Source organism: Candidatus Accumulibacter contiguus (assembly GCF_012940005.1).
GTDB classification, from domain to species: domain Bacteria; phylum Pseudomonadota; class Gammaproteobacteria; order Burkholderiales; family Rhodocyclaceae; genus Accumulibacter; species Accumulibacter contiguus.
Map to the genome: position 1 here is coordinate 30,081 of NZ_SPMX01000009.1, position 16,088 is coordinate 46,168.

At 63.1% G+C, this 16,088-nt stretch carries 19 protein-coding genes and 2 pseudogenes; 4 read left to right on the plus strand and 17 right to left on the minus strand.

Features of this window, described 5'->3' with window-relative positions:
* Positions 1-26 precede the first annotated feature (26 nt).
* From E4Q08_RS04270 to E4Q08_RS04345, 17 genes and pseudogenes are all read right to left on the minus strand, one after another.
* The gene (locus E4Q08_RS04270; protein WP_169069464.1) at positions 27-833 is read right to left on the minus strand and encodes an ABC transporter ATP-binding protein; all 807 of its coding nucleotides are present in this window, start codon (positions 831-833) and stop codon (positions 27-29) included.
* The gene (locus tag E4Q08_RS04275) at positions 830-1,687 is read right to left on the minus strand and encodes an ABC transporter permease (protein ID WP_169069465.1); all 858 of its coding nucleotides are present in this window, start codon (positions 1,685-1,687) and stop codon (positions 830-832) included. Before E4Q08_RS04275 ends, E4Q08_RS04270 begins: the two co-directional genes overlap by 4 nt.
* A 9-nt stretch (positions 1,688-1,696) precedes the next feature.
* Positions 1,697-2,719: a taurine ABC transporter substrate-binding protein gene (locus E4Q08_RS04280; RefSeq protein WP_248594685.1), complete on the minus strand. Its 1,023-nt coding sequence runs from the start codon at positions 2,717-2,719 to the stop codon at positions 1,697-1,699.
* A gap of 45 nt (positions 2,720-2,764) precedes the next feature.
* On the minus strand, positions 2,765-3,322 hold the full coding sequence (locus E4Q08_RS04285) for a hypothetical protein (protein ID WP_211203302.1): 558 nt from the start codon (positions 3,320-3,322) through the stop codon (positions 2,765-2,767).
* Between the two features lie 221 nt (positions 3,323-3,543).
* Entirely contained in the window at positions 3,544-3,780 is a 237-nt protein-coding gene (locus E4Q08_RS04290) for a DsrE family protein (RefSeq protein WP_169069466.1), read from the minus strand.
* A 165-nt stretch (positions 3,781-3,945) separates the two neighbouring features.
* Positions 3,946-4,473, minus strand: a complete 528-nt coding sequence (locus E4Q08_RS04295; RefSeq protein WP_372703516.1) for a PLP-dependent transferase — start codon at positions 4,471-4,473, stop codon at positions 3,946-3,948.
* Positions 4,474-4,502: 29 nt separating this feature from the next.
* Positions 4,503-4,853 carry a PLP-dependent transferase gene (locus E4Q08_RS04300; protein ID WP_248594686.1) on the minus strand — a complete coding sequence of 117 codons (351 nt, stop codon included), beginning with the start codon at positions 4,851-4,853 and terminating at the stop codon, positions 4,503-4,505.
* Positions 4,789-4,968, minus strand: a complete 180-nt coding sequence (locus E4Q08_RS24415) for a hypothetical protein (protein ID WP_248594687.1) — start codon at positions 4,966-4,968, stop codon at positions 4,789-4,791. The genes E4Q08_RS04300 and E4Q08_RS24415 overlap by 65 nt, the downstream gene beginning before the upstream one ends.
* Positions 4,965-5,162 (minus strand): annotated as a pseudogene (locus tag E4Q08_RS04305) (OsmC family protein); the annotation flags it as partial. The gene E4Q08_RS24415 and the pseudogene E4Q08_RS04305, both read right to left, overlap by 4 nt.
* A 14-nt stretch (positions 5,163-5,176) precedes the next feature.
* Positions 5,177-5,995, minus strand: a complete 819-nt coding sequence (locus E4Q08_RS04310) for an ABC transporter ATP-binding protein (RefSeq protein WP_169069468.1) — start codon at positions 5,993-5,995, stop codon at positions 5,177-5,179.
* Positions 5,996-6,003: 8 nt separating this feature from the next.
* On the minus strand, positions 6,004-6,843 hold the full coding sequence (locus E4Q08_RS04315) for an ABC transporter permease (RefSeq protein ID WP_169069469.1): 840 nt from the start codon (positions 6,841-6,843) through the stop codon (positions 6,004-6,006).
* A 12-nt stretch (positions 6,844-6,855) separates the two neighbouring features.
* Positions 6,856-7,739, minus strand: a pseudogene (locus E4Q08_RS04320) (aliphatic sulfonate ABC transporter substrate-binding protein).
* A gap of 36 nt (positions 7,740-7,775) precedes the next feature.
* Complete coding sequence (locus tag E4Q08_RS04325; RefSeq protein ID WP_372703519.1) at positions 7,776-9,596, minus strand: family 2A encapsulin nanocompartment cargo protein cysteine desulfurase; 1,821 nt, start codon at positions 9,594-9,596, stop codon at positions 7,776-7,778.
* On the minus strand, positions 9,577-10,503 hold the full coding sequence (locus tag E4Q08_RS04330; RefSeq protein ID WP_169069471.1) for a family 2A encapsulin nanocompartment shell protein: 927 nt from the start codon (positions 10,501-10,503) through the stop codon (positions 9,577-9,579). Before E4Q08_RS04330 ends, E4Q08_RS04325 begins: the two co-directional genes overlap by 20 nt.
* A 150-nt stretch (positions 10,504-10,653) precedes the next feature.
* On the minus strand, positions 10,654-10,875 hold the full coding sequence (locus E4Q08_RS04335; protein WP_169069472.1) for a helix-turn-helix domain-containing protein: 222 nt from the start codon (positions 10,873-10,875) through the stop codon (positions 10,654-10,656).
* On the minus strand, positions 10,872-11,837 hold the full coding sequence (epsC, locus tag E4Q08_RS04340; RefSeq protein WP_169069473.1) for a serine O-acetyltransferase EpsC: 966 nt from the start codon (positions 11,835-11,837) through the stop codon (positions 10,872-10,874). The genes E4Q08_RS04335 and epsC overlap by 4 nt, the downstream gene beginning before the upstream one ends.
* 20 nt (positions 11,838-11,857) lie before the next feature.
* Positions 11,858-12,376 (minus strand): rhodanese-like domain-containing protein, encoded by a 519-nt coding sequence (locus E4Q08_RS04345; RefSeq protein ID WP_169069474.1) that lies wholly within the window; start codon positions 12,374-12,376, stop codon positions 11,858-11,860.
* A 228-nt stretch (positions 12,377-12,604) separates the two neighbouring features.
* Between E4Q08_RS04345 and E4Q08_RS04350 the strand changes: the two genes are divergently transcribed.
* Genes E4Q08_RS04350 through E4Q08_RS04365 form a run of 4 tightly spaced genes read left to right on the plus strand, consistent with a single transcriptional unit; the run spans position 12,605 to position 16,083 of the window.
* On the plus strand, positions 12,605-13,627 hold the full coding sequence (locus E4Q08_RS04350) for an ABC transporter substrate-binding protein (protein ID WP_169069475.1): 1,023 nt from the start codon (positions 12,605-12,607) through the stop codon (positions 13,625-13,627).
* Positions 13,627-14,412: an ABC transporter ATP-binding protein gene (locus tag E4Q08_RS04355; RefSeq protein ID WP_169069476.1), complete on the plus strand. Its 786-nt coding sequence runs from the start codon at positions 13,627-13,629 to the stop codon at positions 14,410-14,412. Before E4Q08_RS04350 ends, E4Q08_RS04355 begins: the two co-directional genes overlap by 1 nt.
* Before the next feature lie 44 nt (positions 14,413-14,456).
* Positions 14,457-15,284, plus strand: coding sequence for an ABC transporter permease (locus E4Q08_RS04360; RefSeq protein ID WP_169069477.1), 828 nt, complete (start codon positions 14,457-14,459; stop codon positions 15,282-15,284).
* A gap of 1 nt (position 15,285) precedes the next feature.
* Positions 15,286-16,083 (plus strand): thioredoxin fold domain-containing protein, encoded by a 798-nt coding sequence (locus E4Q08_RS04365; RefSeq protein ID WP_169069478.1) that lies wholly within the window; start codon positions 15,286-15,288, stop codon positions 16,081-16,083.
* The last annotated feature ends 5 nt before the right edge of the window (positions 16,084-16,088 follow it).

Consider the following 16,088-nt stretch of genomic DNA (forward strand, 5'->3'; position numbering starts at 1 on the left):
TTTCTTGATGCTCCGTAACAGAAGGGTCAGGCAGGTTCGCCGACGAGGGACTTGGCCGCCTCTTCGCGCACCACGTGCAGAATGTTGCGCTTCAACTGGCCATAGCGTGGGTCCGCGACCAGATCTTCGAGGCTGCGCGGCCGCTCGAAGGGAACCTGCAGCTCCTCGCGGATACGGCCCGGCCGTGCCGACATGATCAGCACGCGGTCCGCCAGGAACAGCGCTTCGTCGATGTCGTGAGTGACAAAGAGGATGGTTGTCTGGATGGTTTGCCAGATCGTGGTCAGCAGTTCCTGCATGGCCAGCCGGGTCTGCGCATCGAGGGCGCCGAAGGGCTCGTCCATGAGCAGGATTTCCGGATTCGGCAGCCAGGCGCGCGCCAGGGCGGCCCGCTGGCGCATACCACCCGAGAGTTGCCAGGGAAAGTGCTCGGCAAAGTCCTGCAGGCCGACCAGGCGCAGGTAGCGCTCGGCATCGGGCAGATACTGCTGCGCGGTCTGACCCGACATGCGCGGTCCAAAGGTCACGTTGTCGCGTACCGACAACCACGGAAACAGCGTCGGCTGCTGAAACACCATGCCGCGCTCCGGGCCTGGGGCGTGGATGGGTCGGCCATCCAGCAGCACTTCGCCCCGGTCGGCCTGGTCAAAACCGGCCACCAGGTTGAGGATCGTCGACTTGCCGCAACCCGACGCACCGAGCAGGCAGACAAATTCACCAGCCGAGAGCACGAAGGAAACGTCTCTCAGCACGTCGCCGTCCAGGGCCGCAGAAGTTGGGCCGGCGAATTGCTTGCAGACCCGTTGCAGGGAAATCCTCGGTGGCAGGCTCATGAATCCATGCCGGCCCACGGCGCAAAGCGGCGTTGCAGGTGCACCAGCGACCAGTCAAAGAAATAGCCGGTCAGTCCGAGCAGGACGATGCCCAGCAAGACGACATCGGTACGCAGGTAACTGCCGGCATTGATCACCATCCAGCCCAGCCCCGAACTGGCAGCCACCATTTCGGCGGCGATCAGCGAGGTCCAGCCGATGCCGATGGACAGCCGGACGCTGGTGAAGAGTTCGGGCAGCGCATTCGGCAGTACCACATACAGGAACAGCTGCCGGCGGTTGGCGCCCAGGGTCTGCGCGGCTCGCCGGCGAGCCTGGCTGACGCCGAGTACGGCGGCCGCCGCACCCACCACGATGCTCAGGAAGCTGGAAATGAAGATCAGGAAGAACTTCGCCCCCTCGCCAATCCCGAACCAGACGATGACCAGCGGAATCAGCGCAATCTTGGGCAAGGGACGCAGGAACTGCACAAAGGGATTGAGCGCGGCGCCCAGGGTCGGTGACAAGCCCATCCCCAGGCCCAGTGGAACCCCGCTGACGATCGCCACCACGAACGCGACCAGCGCTCGCGCCGTGCTGGTGAGAAAATGCTCCCACAAGGGCGTTTGCCGGTAGCCGGAAGCAAGCAATTCAAGCGCCGTGCGCAGGATCTCGCTGGGTGGTGGGAGTAGCAGCGGGTCAACCCAGTTCAGGCTGCCGGAGAGCTGCCAGACCAGGACAAACAGAGTGACGGTGGTGCCACTGATCAGCGGATACTTCCAGCGTCGCCACGGCGCCGCCGGTTCTCGTGGACCTTTGCCGGTTGCCGCTTCCTGTTGTGGCAGCAGCAGCGCCAATTCAGCTTCAGAGCGCATTCCCACGGTTCACTTGCCAGCCAGGGCGCGCTGCAGGAAGGAAGTATTTATTGCCGGCGCATAGGACTCGGGAATATCCGCCTTGCGCAGTTCGCCAATCTCGGCCAGGAAGCTGGCGGCGTCATTGTACGATCGGGTGACGCGCGAATTGTTCTTGGTGGCCTCGTTGCCGATGTAGGCGGGGGTTAGCTGCTCGGCAATCGACGGATATTCCAGGCCGGACAGCGTGCTGCGTGCCGTATCCAGCGGGATGTCGAGATGCTTGGCAATTTGCTGCGCCGAGCCTTCGGGATCCTTCTTGTACTGGTCGACCTTGTCCTGCACCACGCGCAGGAACTTGACCACCAGGTCAGGATGTTTCTCGGCAAATTCCTTGCGCACCGCGAAGTTGTTGAAAATCAGCACACCATCCTTCTGCAGGTCGCGGGTGGCAAAGATCTCCTTGCCACCATCGCTTTCCAGTTGCTGGCTGAACGGCCCCCAGACGTAGGCGGCGTCGATATCGTTGCGTTTCCAGGCAGCAACGATTTCCGCGGGTTTGAGCGCCAGCGACTTGATCTTTTTGCGCTCGACACCGGCCAGTTTCACCGCCACTTCAAAAGCGTATTGTGCGGTCGAGTTGGCAGGAAAAGCGACGGTCCTGCCCTCCAGATCCTTGAGCTTGTTGATCCCTTTGCGGGCAATCAGGCGCTCGCTGGTGGCGATGATTTCCGGCGTACCAATCACCTCGATCGGCAGCCCGCGTGCAATACCGGCAGCCGCTGGACTTGATCCAAAGCGGGCAATGTCGATTTCCTTGGCAGCAAAGAGCGTCAGCACGTCCGCTCCGGAGTTGAACGGAATCCACTTTACCCTGGTCCCGAAAGCCTTGTCGAAAGCGCTGTCGATCTTGCCCAGAATCCAGACTCGCGGTCCGCCAGCGTAGGCGAAGCGCACCTCGGACGGCAGCGTTTCGGCATGCACCGAAGAGGACAGCGCCAGCACCGATACGACTAGAAAATACAGCAGCATCTCGATCCACTTTGCCAGCATGAGGGTTCTCCTGATTGGGTTCGTCCGGGCGAACACTATAGGGCGCTACCCTTCACGCTGGAACGAAGATAAAACGATGTTCTTATATGAACCTGGCACCCGCAGACCGCCGACTTGCCATCGCGGGCGCACCCATCTGCTACACTTCGCTGCGTGCCGCCGACGTCGATTTCCACCGCCTGGTCGATCAATCGGTCGTCCGGGCTGGCGCCCTGGCGGTACGCTTCGCCGTAAAAAGGGCTTGAAGGTCGAGCCGGGCTGGCGGTGCGCCTGCTGCACATGGTCGAAGGCCTCCTGCTCGAAGTCGCGGCTGCCGACCCAGGCCTTGACGTGGCCGTTGCGCGGATCGATGGCCAGGAAACCGATCTGTATCTGCGTCTTTTGTTGGCGCAGCACGCGCATGAGGTCCTTGTCGGCCGGCAGTTCCTGCATGGCCTGGGCAGGCGTCCGGCCCTTGGCGATGGCGGCGGCGTACTCCGGCGATTCGCGGATGAAGGCCTGGATCAGGCTGGAGTCGTTGCTCCACGCCGAGCGCTTTCCCCAGGCCGCGTTGGCGAGGTTCTGCAAGCTGTTGCCCTGCCATGAAGGGTTCGTATCAAGCACGAATGGGCTCGTGCGCAAGCGTTCTTGCCAAGGATTCTTCGGGAGGGAGAAGCAAAATTTACAGGACAGTGTATCGGCATGTCCCCCCGCTTCGGGGATTTTCTCACTGCTATCAGGGGCGGAGGTAGATGTAGCCTTGTTGCTGCAGCTCGACGATGCGCACGACGCCACCCTGGTCGACGCGGGCGAAGCCGTCGATGAGATCGTTCAACGTCGTGCGGTTATTGCAACGTCGTGCGGTTATTGCGCAGGGTGTTGCCGCAAGCGTCAAAGTTCACACCCTTGTTCCTGAGTTCGGCGACGCGGTCAAGCAGGCCCGACTGGGCTTCCTTCTTTTCGAAAGCCTTCAGGGCAGGACCGTGGGCGACGAGAACGATGTCAACCTTGTCCGGGCCGCCAACGCCTCGGATATGGTTTTCGAATATGTTGCGCAGCCAGGATGGCTGGCGCTTGATCAATCCGACGCCGCCGATTTTCCTGGCGCGATGGAATCCCCGTATGCCTCCTGCGAAGCATCAAGGGAGACGCAGGCTCAGCGGCTGCAACCAGACCGGCGTGCGCCTGTCGATGAGGGCGTTGATCTGCTGGCAAACGTAAAAAAGGACGCTGCGAAAAAGCAGCCGTCAGGCGGCCAGCGCCTGCATCAGGTCGGCAATCAGGTCATCGGCGAATTCGATGCCGATCGACAGCCGCAGCAGGTCGTCGGGAACCAGCGTGCCGGCGCCCTCGACACTCGCGCGATGTTCGACCAGGCTTTCCACGGCACCGAGCGAGGTGGCTTGCCGGAAGAGTTTGAGCTTGCCGGCCACGGCGCGGGCCCTTGACTCTCCGCCGGCGATACGCACCGACAGCATGGCGCCGAAACCACCCTGCATCTGGCGGGCGGCAACTTCGTGGCCCGGGTTCCCGGGTAGCCCTGGGTAAAGGACCTCGACGACAGCCGGATGAGCGGCCAGGAAATTCGCGATCTTTTCGGCGTTGCCCGCAGCAGTCCGCACGCGCAGGAAAAGGGTAAGCAGGCCGCGCTGCAACAGCCATGCTTCGAACGGCCCGAGCACGGCACCGCCAAGATTGCGCGCCTTGCGGATGCGCAGCCAAAAATCGTCGGTATCGCGGGTGGGTAGTGGTCCAGACGTGGATATCAGCCTCATATAGTATTTTATAATCAATATCTTATAGGTTAGCATATCCACTTGAGGAACACCACCCGCGGGTGATCAAGGCACCGGCGACGACATCGGAGTGGCCGTTCAGGTATTTTCAGGTCGCTGTTGGTGTACAGCGCCAGCTCGATGCCCCACTGGCTTGTGAAGTCGCGCAACCAGTTGCGCCAGGCCCAGTAAGCGGAGCGTGCTGCCACGAGGCGGTCGCCAGGTTTAAGGGCAAGCAGGACGGCCGTTGCCGCCGCCATGCCGGAGGCAAAAAGCAGTGCCTGGGCGCCGCCTTCGAGTTCGGCCAGCAGTTTTTCAGCGCCGTCGTAAGCCGGGCTCTGGTCGCGCGAGTAAATGACGACCACCTGGGTAGCTGCCATCGGCAGCCCGCTCGAAGGTGGTGGCCAGATGAATCGGCTGGACGATGTCGCGATACGGCTCGGCGACGCCGCTGCCGCCATGCGCGGCCAAGGTTTCTGGGTGAATCTGGCTCATGCCAGCCTCTGCCGTTCGAGATGCAGTTGCGGCGGCCGCTTCAGCGTCTGATAGATGACGCAGTAACGCTCGGAGAGGCGCAGCAGATTGTTCAACTGCTCGTCGCTCGCCTCGGTGTCGAGCACGAACTTCAGGCGGATGTCGGTGAAACCGACCGGCGCTTTCTTGCTGACTCCGAGGGTGCCGCGGAAATCATGTTTGAAAACCTTCAGTGGGCAAAATTGAATCGGGAAATGAACAGCGGCTCTCGGCAGCCCACCGATTGCTCAGGATTTTCGGAGAAGTCGAGGGAGTCGGGTTGGCCACCGTTGAGCAGGTTGAGGATATCAGCTGCACGCTGGGTCAGTTGCAGATTGCGGCGGTCGCGCGGGCGCGGCAGACCGATCTCGATCTCGCCGCTGATCCGCCCCGGGCGGCTGGCCATGACGACCACCCGGTCGCTCAGGTAGGCCGACTCGTTGACGTCGTGGGTGACCATCAACAGCGTCGTGTCGTGATGGCTGGTGATGGACAGCAGCAGATCCTGCAGGCGCATGCGGGTGAAGGCATCAACGGCACTGAACGGTTCGTCGAGCAGGAGCAGTGCGGGCTGGGTGAACAGGCCGCGGGCGATTGCCGCGCGCTGGGCCATGCCGCCCGAAAGCTGTTTCGGGTAGGCGTTGGCGAAATCTGCCAGGCCCACTTCGGTCAGCAGTTCATGGACCCGCGGATGCTTGCCGCCGGCCCGTCCGAGATCGAATCCGACGTTTTCGGCGACGGTCAGCCAGGGCAACAGGCGCGGCTCCTGAAAGATGAAACCGACATCGCGCGAATGCAGGTGGGGCCTTTCGCCCTTGACGCGGACCTCGCCCTGATAGTCAGAGCCCAGCCCGGCAATGATGCGCAGCAGGGTGCTCTTGCCGCAACCGCTCGGGCCGACCAGGCTGACGACCTGGCCCTGGTCGATGGAGAACTCGACATTGTCGATGACGTGATGGGTCTGAAAATCCTTGGCCTTGACGGCCAGTGCCAGCAATGGTTGTGACATGGTATGGCTCAGGAGGGACGGCTGTCGAAGACGTCGCGCCAGGCAAGAAGGCGGCGTTCGAGCCAGCACAGCAGGCTGTCGCTCAGTTTCCCGAGCAGGGCAAGGACGATGATGGCGACGATGACCAGGTCGGCCCGACCGGTCTCGCGGCCATCGGTCAGCAGATAGCCAAGGCCTTTTGTCGCGGCGATCAGTTCGGCGGCGACCAGGAACATCCAGGCCAGCGACAGCCCGGAACGCAGGCCGGTAAACAGGTTGGGCAGCGATGCCGGCAAAAAGATCCGGGTAATCAGCTTGGCACCGGTCAGCCCGTAGATACCGCCAACTTCGACCAGCTTGCGATCAACATTCTGGATGCCGGCCACGAAATTGAGGTAGACCGGGAAGAAGGCGCCGATCGCGATCAGCGTGATTTTCGGCGACTCGTCGATGCCCAGCCAGAGCAGCAGCAGCGGCACCCAGGCCAGCGAGGGAATGGCGCGAATCGCCTGGAAGGTCGGGTCGAGCAGTGCTTCGACACAGCGTGACAGGCCGACGGCAGCACCGACGATCAGGGCCAGGCCTGCGCCGATGGAAAATCCGATCACGACACGCAGCGAACTGACGCCGATATGACCGAAGATGGCGCCACTCTGTCCGAGATCGGCCAGCGTGAACACCAGTTCGCTCGGCGGCGGCAACAAATGAGCGCTGACCCAGCCGAGACGGACCACGCTTTCCCAAATGATCAGCAGAATCACCGGCACGATCAGACCCTGGCCCTTGCGGGCCAGGGTCTGCCACCGGAGTGAATTGCCTGCAGGGGTCTCGCCCGATGCGGGGAGAATGGCGGTACTGCTCAGGCTCATCCGGTGGACCCCTTAGCGAACGACGGCTTTGGCGAAGCTCGGCTCGATCAGTTCATCGATAACTTTGTTCACGTCCGTGCCCTTCTTGACCAGTTCCTCCTCGATCAGGATCGAACCGGCAGACTTGAAGGCCTTGATGTGTTCTTCACCCGGCACGGAGTTCTTGAAATCGTTGCGGGTCAGTTGCAGTTTGGCCACCGGTAGCGACAGTTTGGCTTCCTCGGAAATGATCTTGGCGGTTTCGTCCGGATTGGCGATGATCCACTTGCGTGCTTTTTCATAGGCAGCAATGACCTTCTTGACGTGATCCGGATGATCCTTGGCAAACTTCTCGGTGACATTGAGGAAGCCGTAGGTGTTGTAGGCAACGTTGCGGTAGATCAGCTTCGATCCGGCCTCGACTTCGCTGGCTGCCATCAGCGGATCCAGGCCGGCCCAGGCATCGACCTTGCCTTGCTCAAGAGCGGCGCGGCCATCGGCGTGCTGCAGTGCGACGTGCTCGATGTCGGACTTCTTCAGGCCTTCGGCGTGCAGGCTGCGCAACAGAAAAAGGAAGGGATCGGTGCCCTTGGTAGCGGCCACTTTCTTGCCCTTCAGGTCCTTGATCGATTTGATCGGCGAATCCTTGGGAACAACCAGCGCGGTCCATTCCGGGCGCGAGTAAATGTAGACACCCTTGATCGGGTTGCCGTTGGCCTTGCTCAATACTGCGGCCAGGCCAGCCGTCGAGCCGAAATCGATGCTGCCGCTGTTGAGATATTCGAGAGCGCGGTTGCTGCCGGCGCTGAGCACCCATTTGACTGGAACGTTTTCGGCCTTGAGGTCCTGCTCCAGCCAAAACGCTTGAGCACCAGGCTCGGTGCGAACATGACAACGCCCCGGGGTGCACGCAGCACGCCGGGGCGCTTCTCTTTCCCTAGGCCGGCAGCCGGCTAGCTGACTGCCCGGCCCTTTCCCCTCGCCAGGCGCTGCAGTACCGACACCAGCAAATCCACTTCCTGGCAGGTATTGTAGAAGGCCAGCGATGGCCGCACCGTGGCTTCGACACCGAAGCGGCGCAGGATCGGCTGCGCGCAATGATGGCCGGCGCGTACGGCAATGCCTTCCTCGTTGAGCGCTGCCCCGACCTCCTCCGGGCGGTAACCGGCGAGGACGAAGGACAGCACACTGGCCTTGTCGTCGGCCGTGCCGATCAGGCGAATGCCGGGGATCGGCTTGACCCGCTGCGTCGCGTAGGCAAGGAGGTCATGCTCGTAGCGCGAGATGTTCTCGATGCCGATCCGCTCCATATAGTCGATCGCCGCACCAAGGCCAACGGCATCGGCGATGTTGCCGGTGCCGGCCTCGAAGCGCGCTGGCACGCCCTGGTACAGGGTGCGCTCGAAGGTGACGTCGGCGATCATGTTGCCGCCTCCCTGCCAGGGCGGCATGTCTTCGAGAATGTCGCGCTTGCCGTAGACGACGCCGATGCCGGTCGGCGCAAATACCTTGTGGCCGGAGAAGACGAAGAAATCGGCATCGATGGCCTGCACGTTGACGCGCATGTGCGACACTGACTGGGCACCGTCGACCAGCACCCTGGCGCCCGCCCGGTGGGCGAGTTCAACGATTTCCTTGACTGGCGTGACGGTGCCCAGGGCATTGGAGACCTGGCTGACAGCCACCAGCTTCGTGCGGTCGTTCAACAGTCGCTGGTATTCTTCGAGCAGAAGCTGGCCCCTGTCGTCCACCGGAATGACCCGGATTCTGGCCCCCGTTTCGGCGGCGAGCTGCTGCCAAGGGACGATGTTGGCGTGATGTTCGAGCAGCGAGATGATGATTTCGTCGCCTTCGCGGATGTTCTGCCTGCCCCAGCTCTTGGCGACCAGGTTGATGGCCTCGGTGGCGCCGCGCACGAAAATGATCTCCTCGGCCGAACCCGCGCCGATGAAGCGCGCCACCTTGCTGCGAGCGGCCTCGTAGGCATCTGTCGAGCGCGCCGCCAGTTCGTGCGCGGCACGGTGGATGTTGGAGTTTTCGTGCTGGTAGAACTGCACCAGTCGATCGATGACCGCCTGCGGCTTTTGCGTCGTCGCCGCATTGTCGAACCAGACCAGCGGCTTGCCATTGACGCGTTCGGCGAGGATCGGGAAGTCGCGACGTACAGCCTGCACGTCGAAGGCCGGGAAGCGCCCGACATCGGACTGCGGGACTGACGCCGGCTGATCGAGGAAGTAGTAGCCGCCGTGGCCGGGCGCCGATGGCGGCGCTGCCGCCGGCAGTGAGCGTTCGCCGGCGAGTTCATCGAGCACGCGGCGCAGGGCGGCCTCGCCTGGCAGTTCGAAGGGGTGGGCGACGACGTGATTGTCCGCACCCGCTGCCGGTGCCTGGTGTGCTGACGAGAGCGCCGCTGCTTCACCGAGGAAGTAATACGGCGACCCCGGTACACCCGCGGGGGCGCTGATCGGGGCGGTCATCGGCAACGCGGCGGCATAGGCTTCGGGCACGCCAAACTCCGGCGCGACAGGCCCCGCTTCGACCGGCGCCTGGCCGACCGAGGGCGCGGCGAAGGGCTGCAACGCCGGCCCCGGCTCGCCGATGGCCAGGCCCTTGATCCCCGGCGCCAATGGCGAAGACGAGGCCTCGCCCCCTGGCAGTGCCCGGAAAAATTCGCCGGCGAGACGGGCAAGCGCCGTTTCGTCCGGCAGCCCCGGAATGGCCGCGAGGCTGAAGGGCAATGCGCCGGGCAGCGAATCAGCGGTAGGTGTCAGCATAGTCATGGTATTTGTCGATCTCCACGTCATCGAGGACAGCCAATGCGTCTTCCGTATGGACAGCCAGCGAGCAATAGAGCGAAATCAGGTAGGAGGCAATGGCATTACGGTCGATGCCCATGAAGCGCACCGACAGGCCGGGGCTCTGTTCGCCCGGCAGGCCCGGCTGATAGAGGCCGACGACCCCCTGGCGCTTGTCGCCGACGCGCAGGAGCAGAACCTTGGTCTTGCCGTCCTCGACCGGCACCTTGTCCGACGGGATCAGCGGGATGCCGCGCCAGGTCACGAACTGCGAGCCGAACAGCGAAACGGTCGGTGGTGGAACGCCGCGGCGGGTGCACTCGCGGCCAAAAGCGGCAATCGCCAGCGGATGCGTGAGGAAGAAGGCGGGTTCCTTCCAGACCTTGGTCAGCAGATCGTCGAGGTCATCCGGCGTCGGCGCGCCGCTCAGCGTCGTGATGCGCTGACCGTCGGCGACATTTGCCAGCAGGCCGTAGTCGCCGTTGTTGATCAGTTCGTTCTCCTGCCGCTCCTTGATCGTCTCGATGGTCAACCGCAGTTGTTCCTTGATCTGGTCGTGCGGACTGCTGTACAGGTCCGAAATACGGGTGTGTACGTCGAGGACGGTGGTGACGGCGCTGAGGAAGTACTCGCGTGGCTTCTCCTCGTAATCGACGAAGGTCTGCGGCAGTTCCGACTCGTCGCGCTTGGCGCAGGCGACTTGCACATTGCGCGGGTTCTTGACCTGGTTCAGGCGGTAGATGCCGGCTTCGACGGGCAGCCATTGCAGCAGGTGCGTCAGCCAGCGCGGGGAAATGGTCGAGAGCTGCGGGACGGTCTTGGTGGCGTTGGCCAGTTGCCGTGCGGCGACATCGCTCAGGGCGGCTTGGTGGGGACTATCTGCCATGGGGTACTCCTTGCAATTGTGACAGGGGTTATAAGAAAAACGCATAAGCAAATAAATTTTGCTTAAAAGGCAACATTACCCTTTGCGGGACGGGTAGCTCAACATGCTATAGCCACCACCAGGGCCGATGCCGCTGACTTCGGGCGAGCGCTATCCACGCTCGCAACGAGCGACCAGAGCCGAGAGGTCGACCTCCAGCGCTCGTGCCAGCTTGTCGGCGGTGATCAGCGAAGGACAGGCAATGCCGCGCTCGATCTCGCCGACGTAGGAGCGGTTGAGGTTGGCCTTTTCCGCCAGACGCTCCTGCGACCAGCCGTGCGCCTGACGTAACTGCCGGACGACGACCGGGAAGCGGTCGCTGAGGCCGTTCAAATGCCGCCGCCGTCTTCGAGAATCTCGTTCCTGGCAAACGCCTGGGTGACGATGCTCCCCGGCGGAACGCTGTGCGTCAGCCAGACGTTGCCGCCGATCGACGAGCCCCGGCCGATCGTGATGCGGCCGAGGATGGTGGCGCCGGCGTAGATGACCACATCGTCCTCGACCAGCGGATGGCGCGGCGAGCCCTTCTCGAGGGCGCCGTCGGCATCGACGGTGAAGCGTTTGGCACCGAGGGTAACCGCCTGATAGAGACGAACCCGCTGGCCAATGACTGCGGTTTCGCCAATGACGACGCCGGTGCCGTGATCGATGAAGAAGCTGCTGCCGATACTGGCGCCAGGGTGGATGTCGATGCCGGTGGCGGAGTGGGCGAGTTCGGCGACGATACGGGCCAGCAGCGGCACGCCGAGCCGGTACAGGGTATGCGCCAGGCGGTGGTGAATGGTCGCCAGCGTCCCTGGATAGCAGAGAACGATTTCATCGACACTGCGAGCAGCCGGATCGCCACGGTAGGCGGCCTCGACATCGCTGTCGAGAAGGACACGAATGTCGGGCAAAGCGGCAGCAAACTGGCGCACGACCTCGATCGCCTGCTTCTCGATGGTCGCGGCGTCGACCTCCGGGTCGTGCCGGGCAACATGCTGCAATTCCAGGCGCACCTGGTCTACGAGACTGCGCAACGCGATGTCGAGGGTGTGGCCGACATAGAAATCTTCGCTGTGTCCCTGCTTCAGATCGGGCGGGCCAAGGCGCATCGGAAAGAGTGCGCCGCACAGCCGCTCGACGATGTCGCGCAGAGCGTCACGGGAAGGAAACTCGCGGGCGCCCGATTCGAGGGCGCGGTGCTGCGCCAGGCGCCAGCGCTCACGAGCAGCGCGCAGATCGCGGACGATGTCGTCAAGACCCGAGAGCGCCGAGTTCGACGGATCGGGTAGTGAACGAAAGGTTGCGTTCATCAATCGTTTTTCCTCAACGCTCAGTCCTGAACCCAGGGCAGGCCATGGTAGCGCCAGCCACCGGTCACACCGCGTTGTCCGTCGGCAGTAATCTCGCCCTCGAAGCCTTCCAGAACGTTGAACACCCGCAGGAAGCCAGCGCGTGTAGCGGCTTCGGCGGCCGCGGCCGAGCGCTTGCCGCTGCGGCAAATGAGGAGAATCACGTCGTTCTTGGCGGCCTTGCCTGCGAGTTCACGGGCGAAGCGCGGATTCTTCGTCAGAGCCGCCCCGGATTGCCATTGCACCAGTGGAGTACCGGGCACGTGACCGACGTACTTGTATTCCTCGGTGGTGCGCACGTCGATGAGAATGGCGACCCCCGCCTCCGCCAAAGTCCAGGCCTCGTGCGGCGGAATCGTACCGGCGTAGGGAAGGTTCTCGCGCGCGGCACGCGCGGTCGCTGCGGCGAGGATGCCGTGCAGGTCGGCGTCGTGCGCAGCAGCATCCGAGTCGTATTCCGTCGCGATCGGGGCAAAGTCGGGTTGGGCAGTGGCAAGCATCGAAGTCTCCTGGACATGGAAAACCAGCCGTCGTGGTGATGGCGCCGGCCTGTGGGCAGCACTCTAACCGCAGGGTCTGTGACAGCGAACGAAGAAAAACTGCGTTGCTTATAACGGAATGGCGCTAATAGTCTGTGGGGTATAAGCAACGAATGAAACAATCGTTCTTGTCGCTTGTTGGACACGCTAGAGTTCCATCCTGAATTTCCCCACTCTCAGGAGAACGCGATGATCCAGTTGAAAACCCTGCGCTGCCTGCTACCTGCCCTGGCCCTGGCAACGGGGCTCGGCAACGCCACGGCGGAAGCGCTCAAGGTTGGCTATCTGCCGGTGACCGGCCACGCCAAGTTCTTTGTCGCCAAGGAGCAGGGCCTGTTCGCCAAGGAAGGGCTGGAGGTCGAGTTGATCGAATTCCAGAATTCCGCCGACGGCCTCAACGCCATCGTTGCCGGCAAACTGGATATCGGCGCCTTCGGTACCACCGCACCGGTGGCGCACATTGCCAAGGGTGCCAAGATCAAGATCATCGGCGGCATCATGGGTGGCGATGCCGCACTGATCGCGACGCCGGCGAATGCAGCGAAGATCGCCAGTGTGGCCGATCTCAGGGGCAAGAAGATCGCCACCGTACGCATGGCTTCCGGGGATGCCGTGCTGCGCGGCGCCCTCAAGGACAAGGGTCTCAACTGGAAGACCGACGTCCAGATCTTCGAATTGAAGAACCCGCCGGCGGTGATCGAGGCAGTCAAGTCCGGCCAGGTGGACGCCGGGTTGGTGTGGGGACCGCACGACCTACGGGCCGAAGATCAGGGCTTGAAGGTGGTGATTCACTCCACCGATCTGCAGCCCGGTCATCCGTGCTGTCGCCTGGTAGTCACCGAGGCCAGCCTGAAGAACCCGGTCACCTGGGAGAAATTCCTGCGCGCCATCCTGCAAGCCGAGAAATTCGCTGCCGAAAACAAGAAAGAGACCATCGAATCGATCGCTCATTACGTCAAGATCGACCGCCAGTTGCTGTGGCGCGGTTACTACTCGCCGTATCTTGACCAGTCGAGCGACCCGGATGTCAAGGGTGTCAAGCACTTCGCCGACGTGATGGTGAATAGCGAGTTCATTTCCGCCAAGCCCGACCTCGACGCCGCGATCGACGTGCGTGTGTATGAGAAGGTGCTGAACCAGTTGGCGAGGGAAAATCCGGGCGATCCCTTCTGGAAGAAGTTGCAAAGAGAATTCAAGCAGAAGGACGCGTGATGAGCCCTGGCCTCAAGCTGGAGGGCGTTGGCTTCGCCTACGACACGACGCAGGTCCTTCAGGACATCAACGTCACGATTCCGGAGGGTCAGTTCGTCAGCCTGCTGGGAGCCAGCGGCTCTGGAAAGACCACCTTGCTGCGGCTGGCGGCGGGCCTCGATCCAGTCGGCAGCGGCCGCCTGACCTGGAATGGCGCGGCGGTGGTCGGCACCAGCCTGGAGCGCGGCGTGGTTTTTCAGGATTACGCGTTGTTTCCCTGGTTGTCGGTGGTGGATAACATCGAGATCGCGATCGCCAAGGCCAAGCCGAAGGTCAGGAAAGCCGAACGGCTGGCGGAGGCCGCCAGATACCTCGGGGATCTGGGGCTGCAAGCAGCGATCGGCAAGTACCCGGGCGAACTGTCGGGAGGCATGCGCCAGCGCGCCGCGATTGCCCGTGCGCTCGCCCTGGGTTCCCCGCTGCTGTTGATGGACGAGCCCTTCGGGGCGCTCGATCCGGTGAACCGTGCTCGTTTGCAGGACCTGCTGCTGGAGGTCTGGGAAGTCGCGACACCGAGAAAGACCATCGTCTTTGTCACCCATGATGTGGACGAGGCGATCTACCTCGGCGATCGCCTGGTCGTCCTCGGGTCGTCACCGGGTCGGGTGATCGCCGACCTGGAGGTGCCACTGCCGCGACCACGCGAGCGGCGTAGCCTGCTCGACAGTCACAGCCTGCATGCGCTGCGGGAACAGGTGGCGGCGACGCTGGTGCAGGATACCCTGGAGCGGCTCAAAGCCGCCTGAAGCCCGCCCGCTGCAATTCAACAAGGCAACAAGGAGGATGACCGATGAGTGACTTTATTGCCCTGGTGGACCTGCAGGTGCCGGCAGCGGTGCCTGCCGCATCGGCTGAGCCCGGTCCGGCACCCGGCTGGCTGGGCCGTGCGTTGGCAAGCGTTTCGGTCTGGATCGTACTGCTGCTGGCCTGGTGGGTCGCTTCAGTCCATCTGCCGCTGGGCGACAACCCGCTGCTGCCGTCGCCGCTGATCACTGCCAGGGCACTGTGGGAATCGCTGCCCGAACTATGGGCGGGGACCCTGTCATCGCTGACCATCCTGATCCCCGGCTTCGCCCTGGCAACACTGCTTGGCATCGTCTCGGGGCTGACAGTGGGCACGTCAGCGCGGCTACAGCGGATCTTCCTGCCCTTCGCCAAGGTCGCCGGCCCAGTGCCGCCGACGGTATACATCCCGTACGCGATCGCCATCCTGCCTACCTTCAAGCTGTCGGCGATCTTCGTTGTCTTCATCGGCGCCTTCTGGCCGATCTTCCAGAATGCCGTTGCCGGGGCGCATGCGCTGGAACAGCGTTATCGCGACAATGCCCGCATCCTCGGCCTGACTCGCTTCGAGTACCAGCGGCGCGTCGTTTTTCCCGCGGCCTTGCCGCATGTCTTCACGGGTATGGCGGTGGGCCTGGCCTTCTCGTTCATCCTGCTGACCGTCGCCGAACTGTTCGGCGCCAACGCCGGCCTCGGCCGCTTTGTCCAGTATTACGCGGATTTTGCCGACTATCCCAAGATGGTTGCCGGGATCCTGTATACCGGCCTGGTGACATTCCTGGCGATGACGCTTCTCGACGGCGTCCGCCGGCGGTCGCTGTTCTGGTTGAAATAGCATGCGGCGTCACCCTTTCCGTCCGTTGATTCCGACATACCTGCAGGTCGCTGCCGGCCTGCTGTTCTACCTGGTCGGCGGCGGGTCGCAGGCGGCGCTCTTCGAGCGAAGCGCTGACAATCTGCAGCAAGAGGCGGAGGCAGCCCACGCGGAAGGGAAGCGCTTGGCTGTCGTCCTCACCCTCCCGGATTGCCCCGGCTGCCGGGAAATGGAGAAAACCGCCTATCGTGACCGGCGCACGGAGAAGCTGATCGAAGGCCGCTTCCGGACGGTTCGTCTTGACCTCTCGCGCTCTGCGCCGATCATCGACGCACTGGGGCGTGCCACGACGGTCGCCGATTTCGCCAAACGCCTTCGCGCCGTCGCGACGCCGTCCTTCGTCTTCTTCGCGAGTGACGGCAGTTTCTCTTACCGGTACACGGGCACTCTCGATCAAGCCGGGCTACGCGACCTCGCCGATTACGTTGTGCGGGCGAAGTTCGAAGACTTTCCGTTCGTGCCACGGAACGCTGCCCGCGGCAACCCTGCCGCTCGTCAGGAGAGGGCGCTGTACGCCTCTCCTCCCGCCGGCAGTCTGCCGCTCTACCTGCAACTGGTGGCGGAGAAAAGACCGTCGGCGAGTGCGGGCTATACCGTGGACCATACGGCCGGTGTCTTCCTGTTTGATGCCAACGGTCGCCTGCGCGGCCTCGCCCCGTTCGGCCAGAGCGTCGCCGACCTGCGCAGCGACCTGGCCCACCTGCTGGCTGAAGGCTCCGGCGGACCAGCAATAGCGCAGCGACTTGCGCGTGCCAACTGAAGAGA

Excerpts from the sequence above, each read along its gene's own strand:
- E4Q08_RS04270 (WP_169069464.1), bottom strand. The coding sequence starts at position 833 with ATGAGCCTGCCACCGAGGATTTCCCTGCAACGGGTCTGCAAGCAATTC.
- E4Q08_RS04275 (WP_169069465.1), bottom strand. The coding sequence starts at position 1,687 with ATGCGCTCTGAAGCTGAATTGGCGCTGCTGCTGCCACAACAGGAAGCG.
- E4Q08_RS04280 (WP_248594685.1), bottom strand. The coding sequence starts at position 2,719 with ATGCTGGCAAAGTGGATCGAGATGCTGCTGTATTTTCTAGTCGTATCG.
- E4Q08_RS04295 (WP_372703516.1), bottom strand. The coding sequence starts at position 4,473 with ATGAGGCTGATATCCACGTCTGGACCACTACCCACCCGCGATACCGAC.
- E4Q08_RS04300 (WP_248594686.1), bottom strand. The coding sequence starts at position 4,853 with ATGGCAGCTACCCAGGTGGTCGTCATTTACTCGCGCGACCAGAGCCCG.
- E4Q08_RS24415 (WP_248594687.1), bottom strand. The coding sequence starts at position 4,968 with ATGAGCCAGATTCACCCAGAAACCTTGGCCGCGCATGGCGGCAGCGGC.
- E4Q08_RS04310 (WP_169069468.1), bottom strand. The coding sequence starts at position 5,995 with ATGTCACAACCATTGCTGGCACTGGCCGTCAAGGCCAAGGATTTTCAG.
- E4Q08_RS04315 (WP_169069469.1), bottom strand. The coding sequence starts at position 6,843 with ATGAGCCTGAGCAGTACCGCCATTCTCCCCGCATCGGGCGAGACCCCT.
- E4Q08_RS04325 (WP_372703519.1), bottom strand. The coding sequence starts at position 9,596 with ATGCTGACACCTACCGCTGATTCGCTGCCCGGCGCATTGCCCTTCAGC.
- E4Q08_RS04330 (WP_169069471.1), bottom strand. The coding sequence starts at position 10,503 with ATGGCAGATAGTCCCCACCAAGCCGCCCTGAGCGATGTCGCCGCACGG.
- epsC (WP_169069473.1), bottom strand. The coding sequence starts at position 11,837 with ATGAACGCAACCTTTCGTTCACTACCCGATCCGTCGAACTCGGCGCTC.
- E4Q08_RS04345 (WP_169069474.1), bottom strand. The coding sequence starts at position 12,376 with ATGCTTGCCACTGCCCAACCCGACTTTGCCCCGATCGCGACGGAATAC.
- E4Q08_RS04350 (WP_169069475.1), top strand. The coding sequence starts at position 12,605 with ATGATCCAGTTGAAAACCCTGCGCTGCCTGCTACCTGCCCTGGCCCTG.
- E4Q08_RS04355 (WP_169069476.1), top strand. The coding sequence starts at position 13,627 with ATGAGCCCTGGCCTCAAGCTGGAGGGCGTTGGCTTCGCCTACGACACG.
- E4Q08_RS04360 (WP_169069477.1), top strand. The coding sequence starts at position 14,457 with ATGAGTGACTTTATTGCCCTGGTGGACCTGCAGGTGCCGGCAGCGGTG.
- E4Q08_RS04365 (WP_169069478.1), top strand. The coding sequence starts at position 15,286 with ATGCGGCGTCACCCTTTCCGTCCGTTGATTCCGACATACCTGCAGGTC.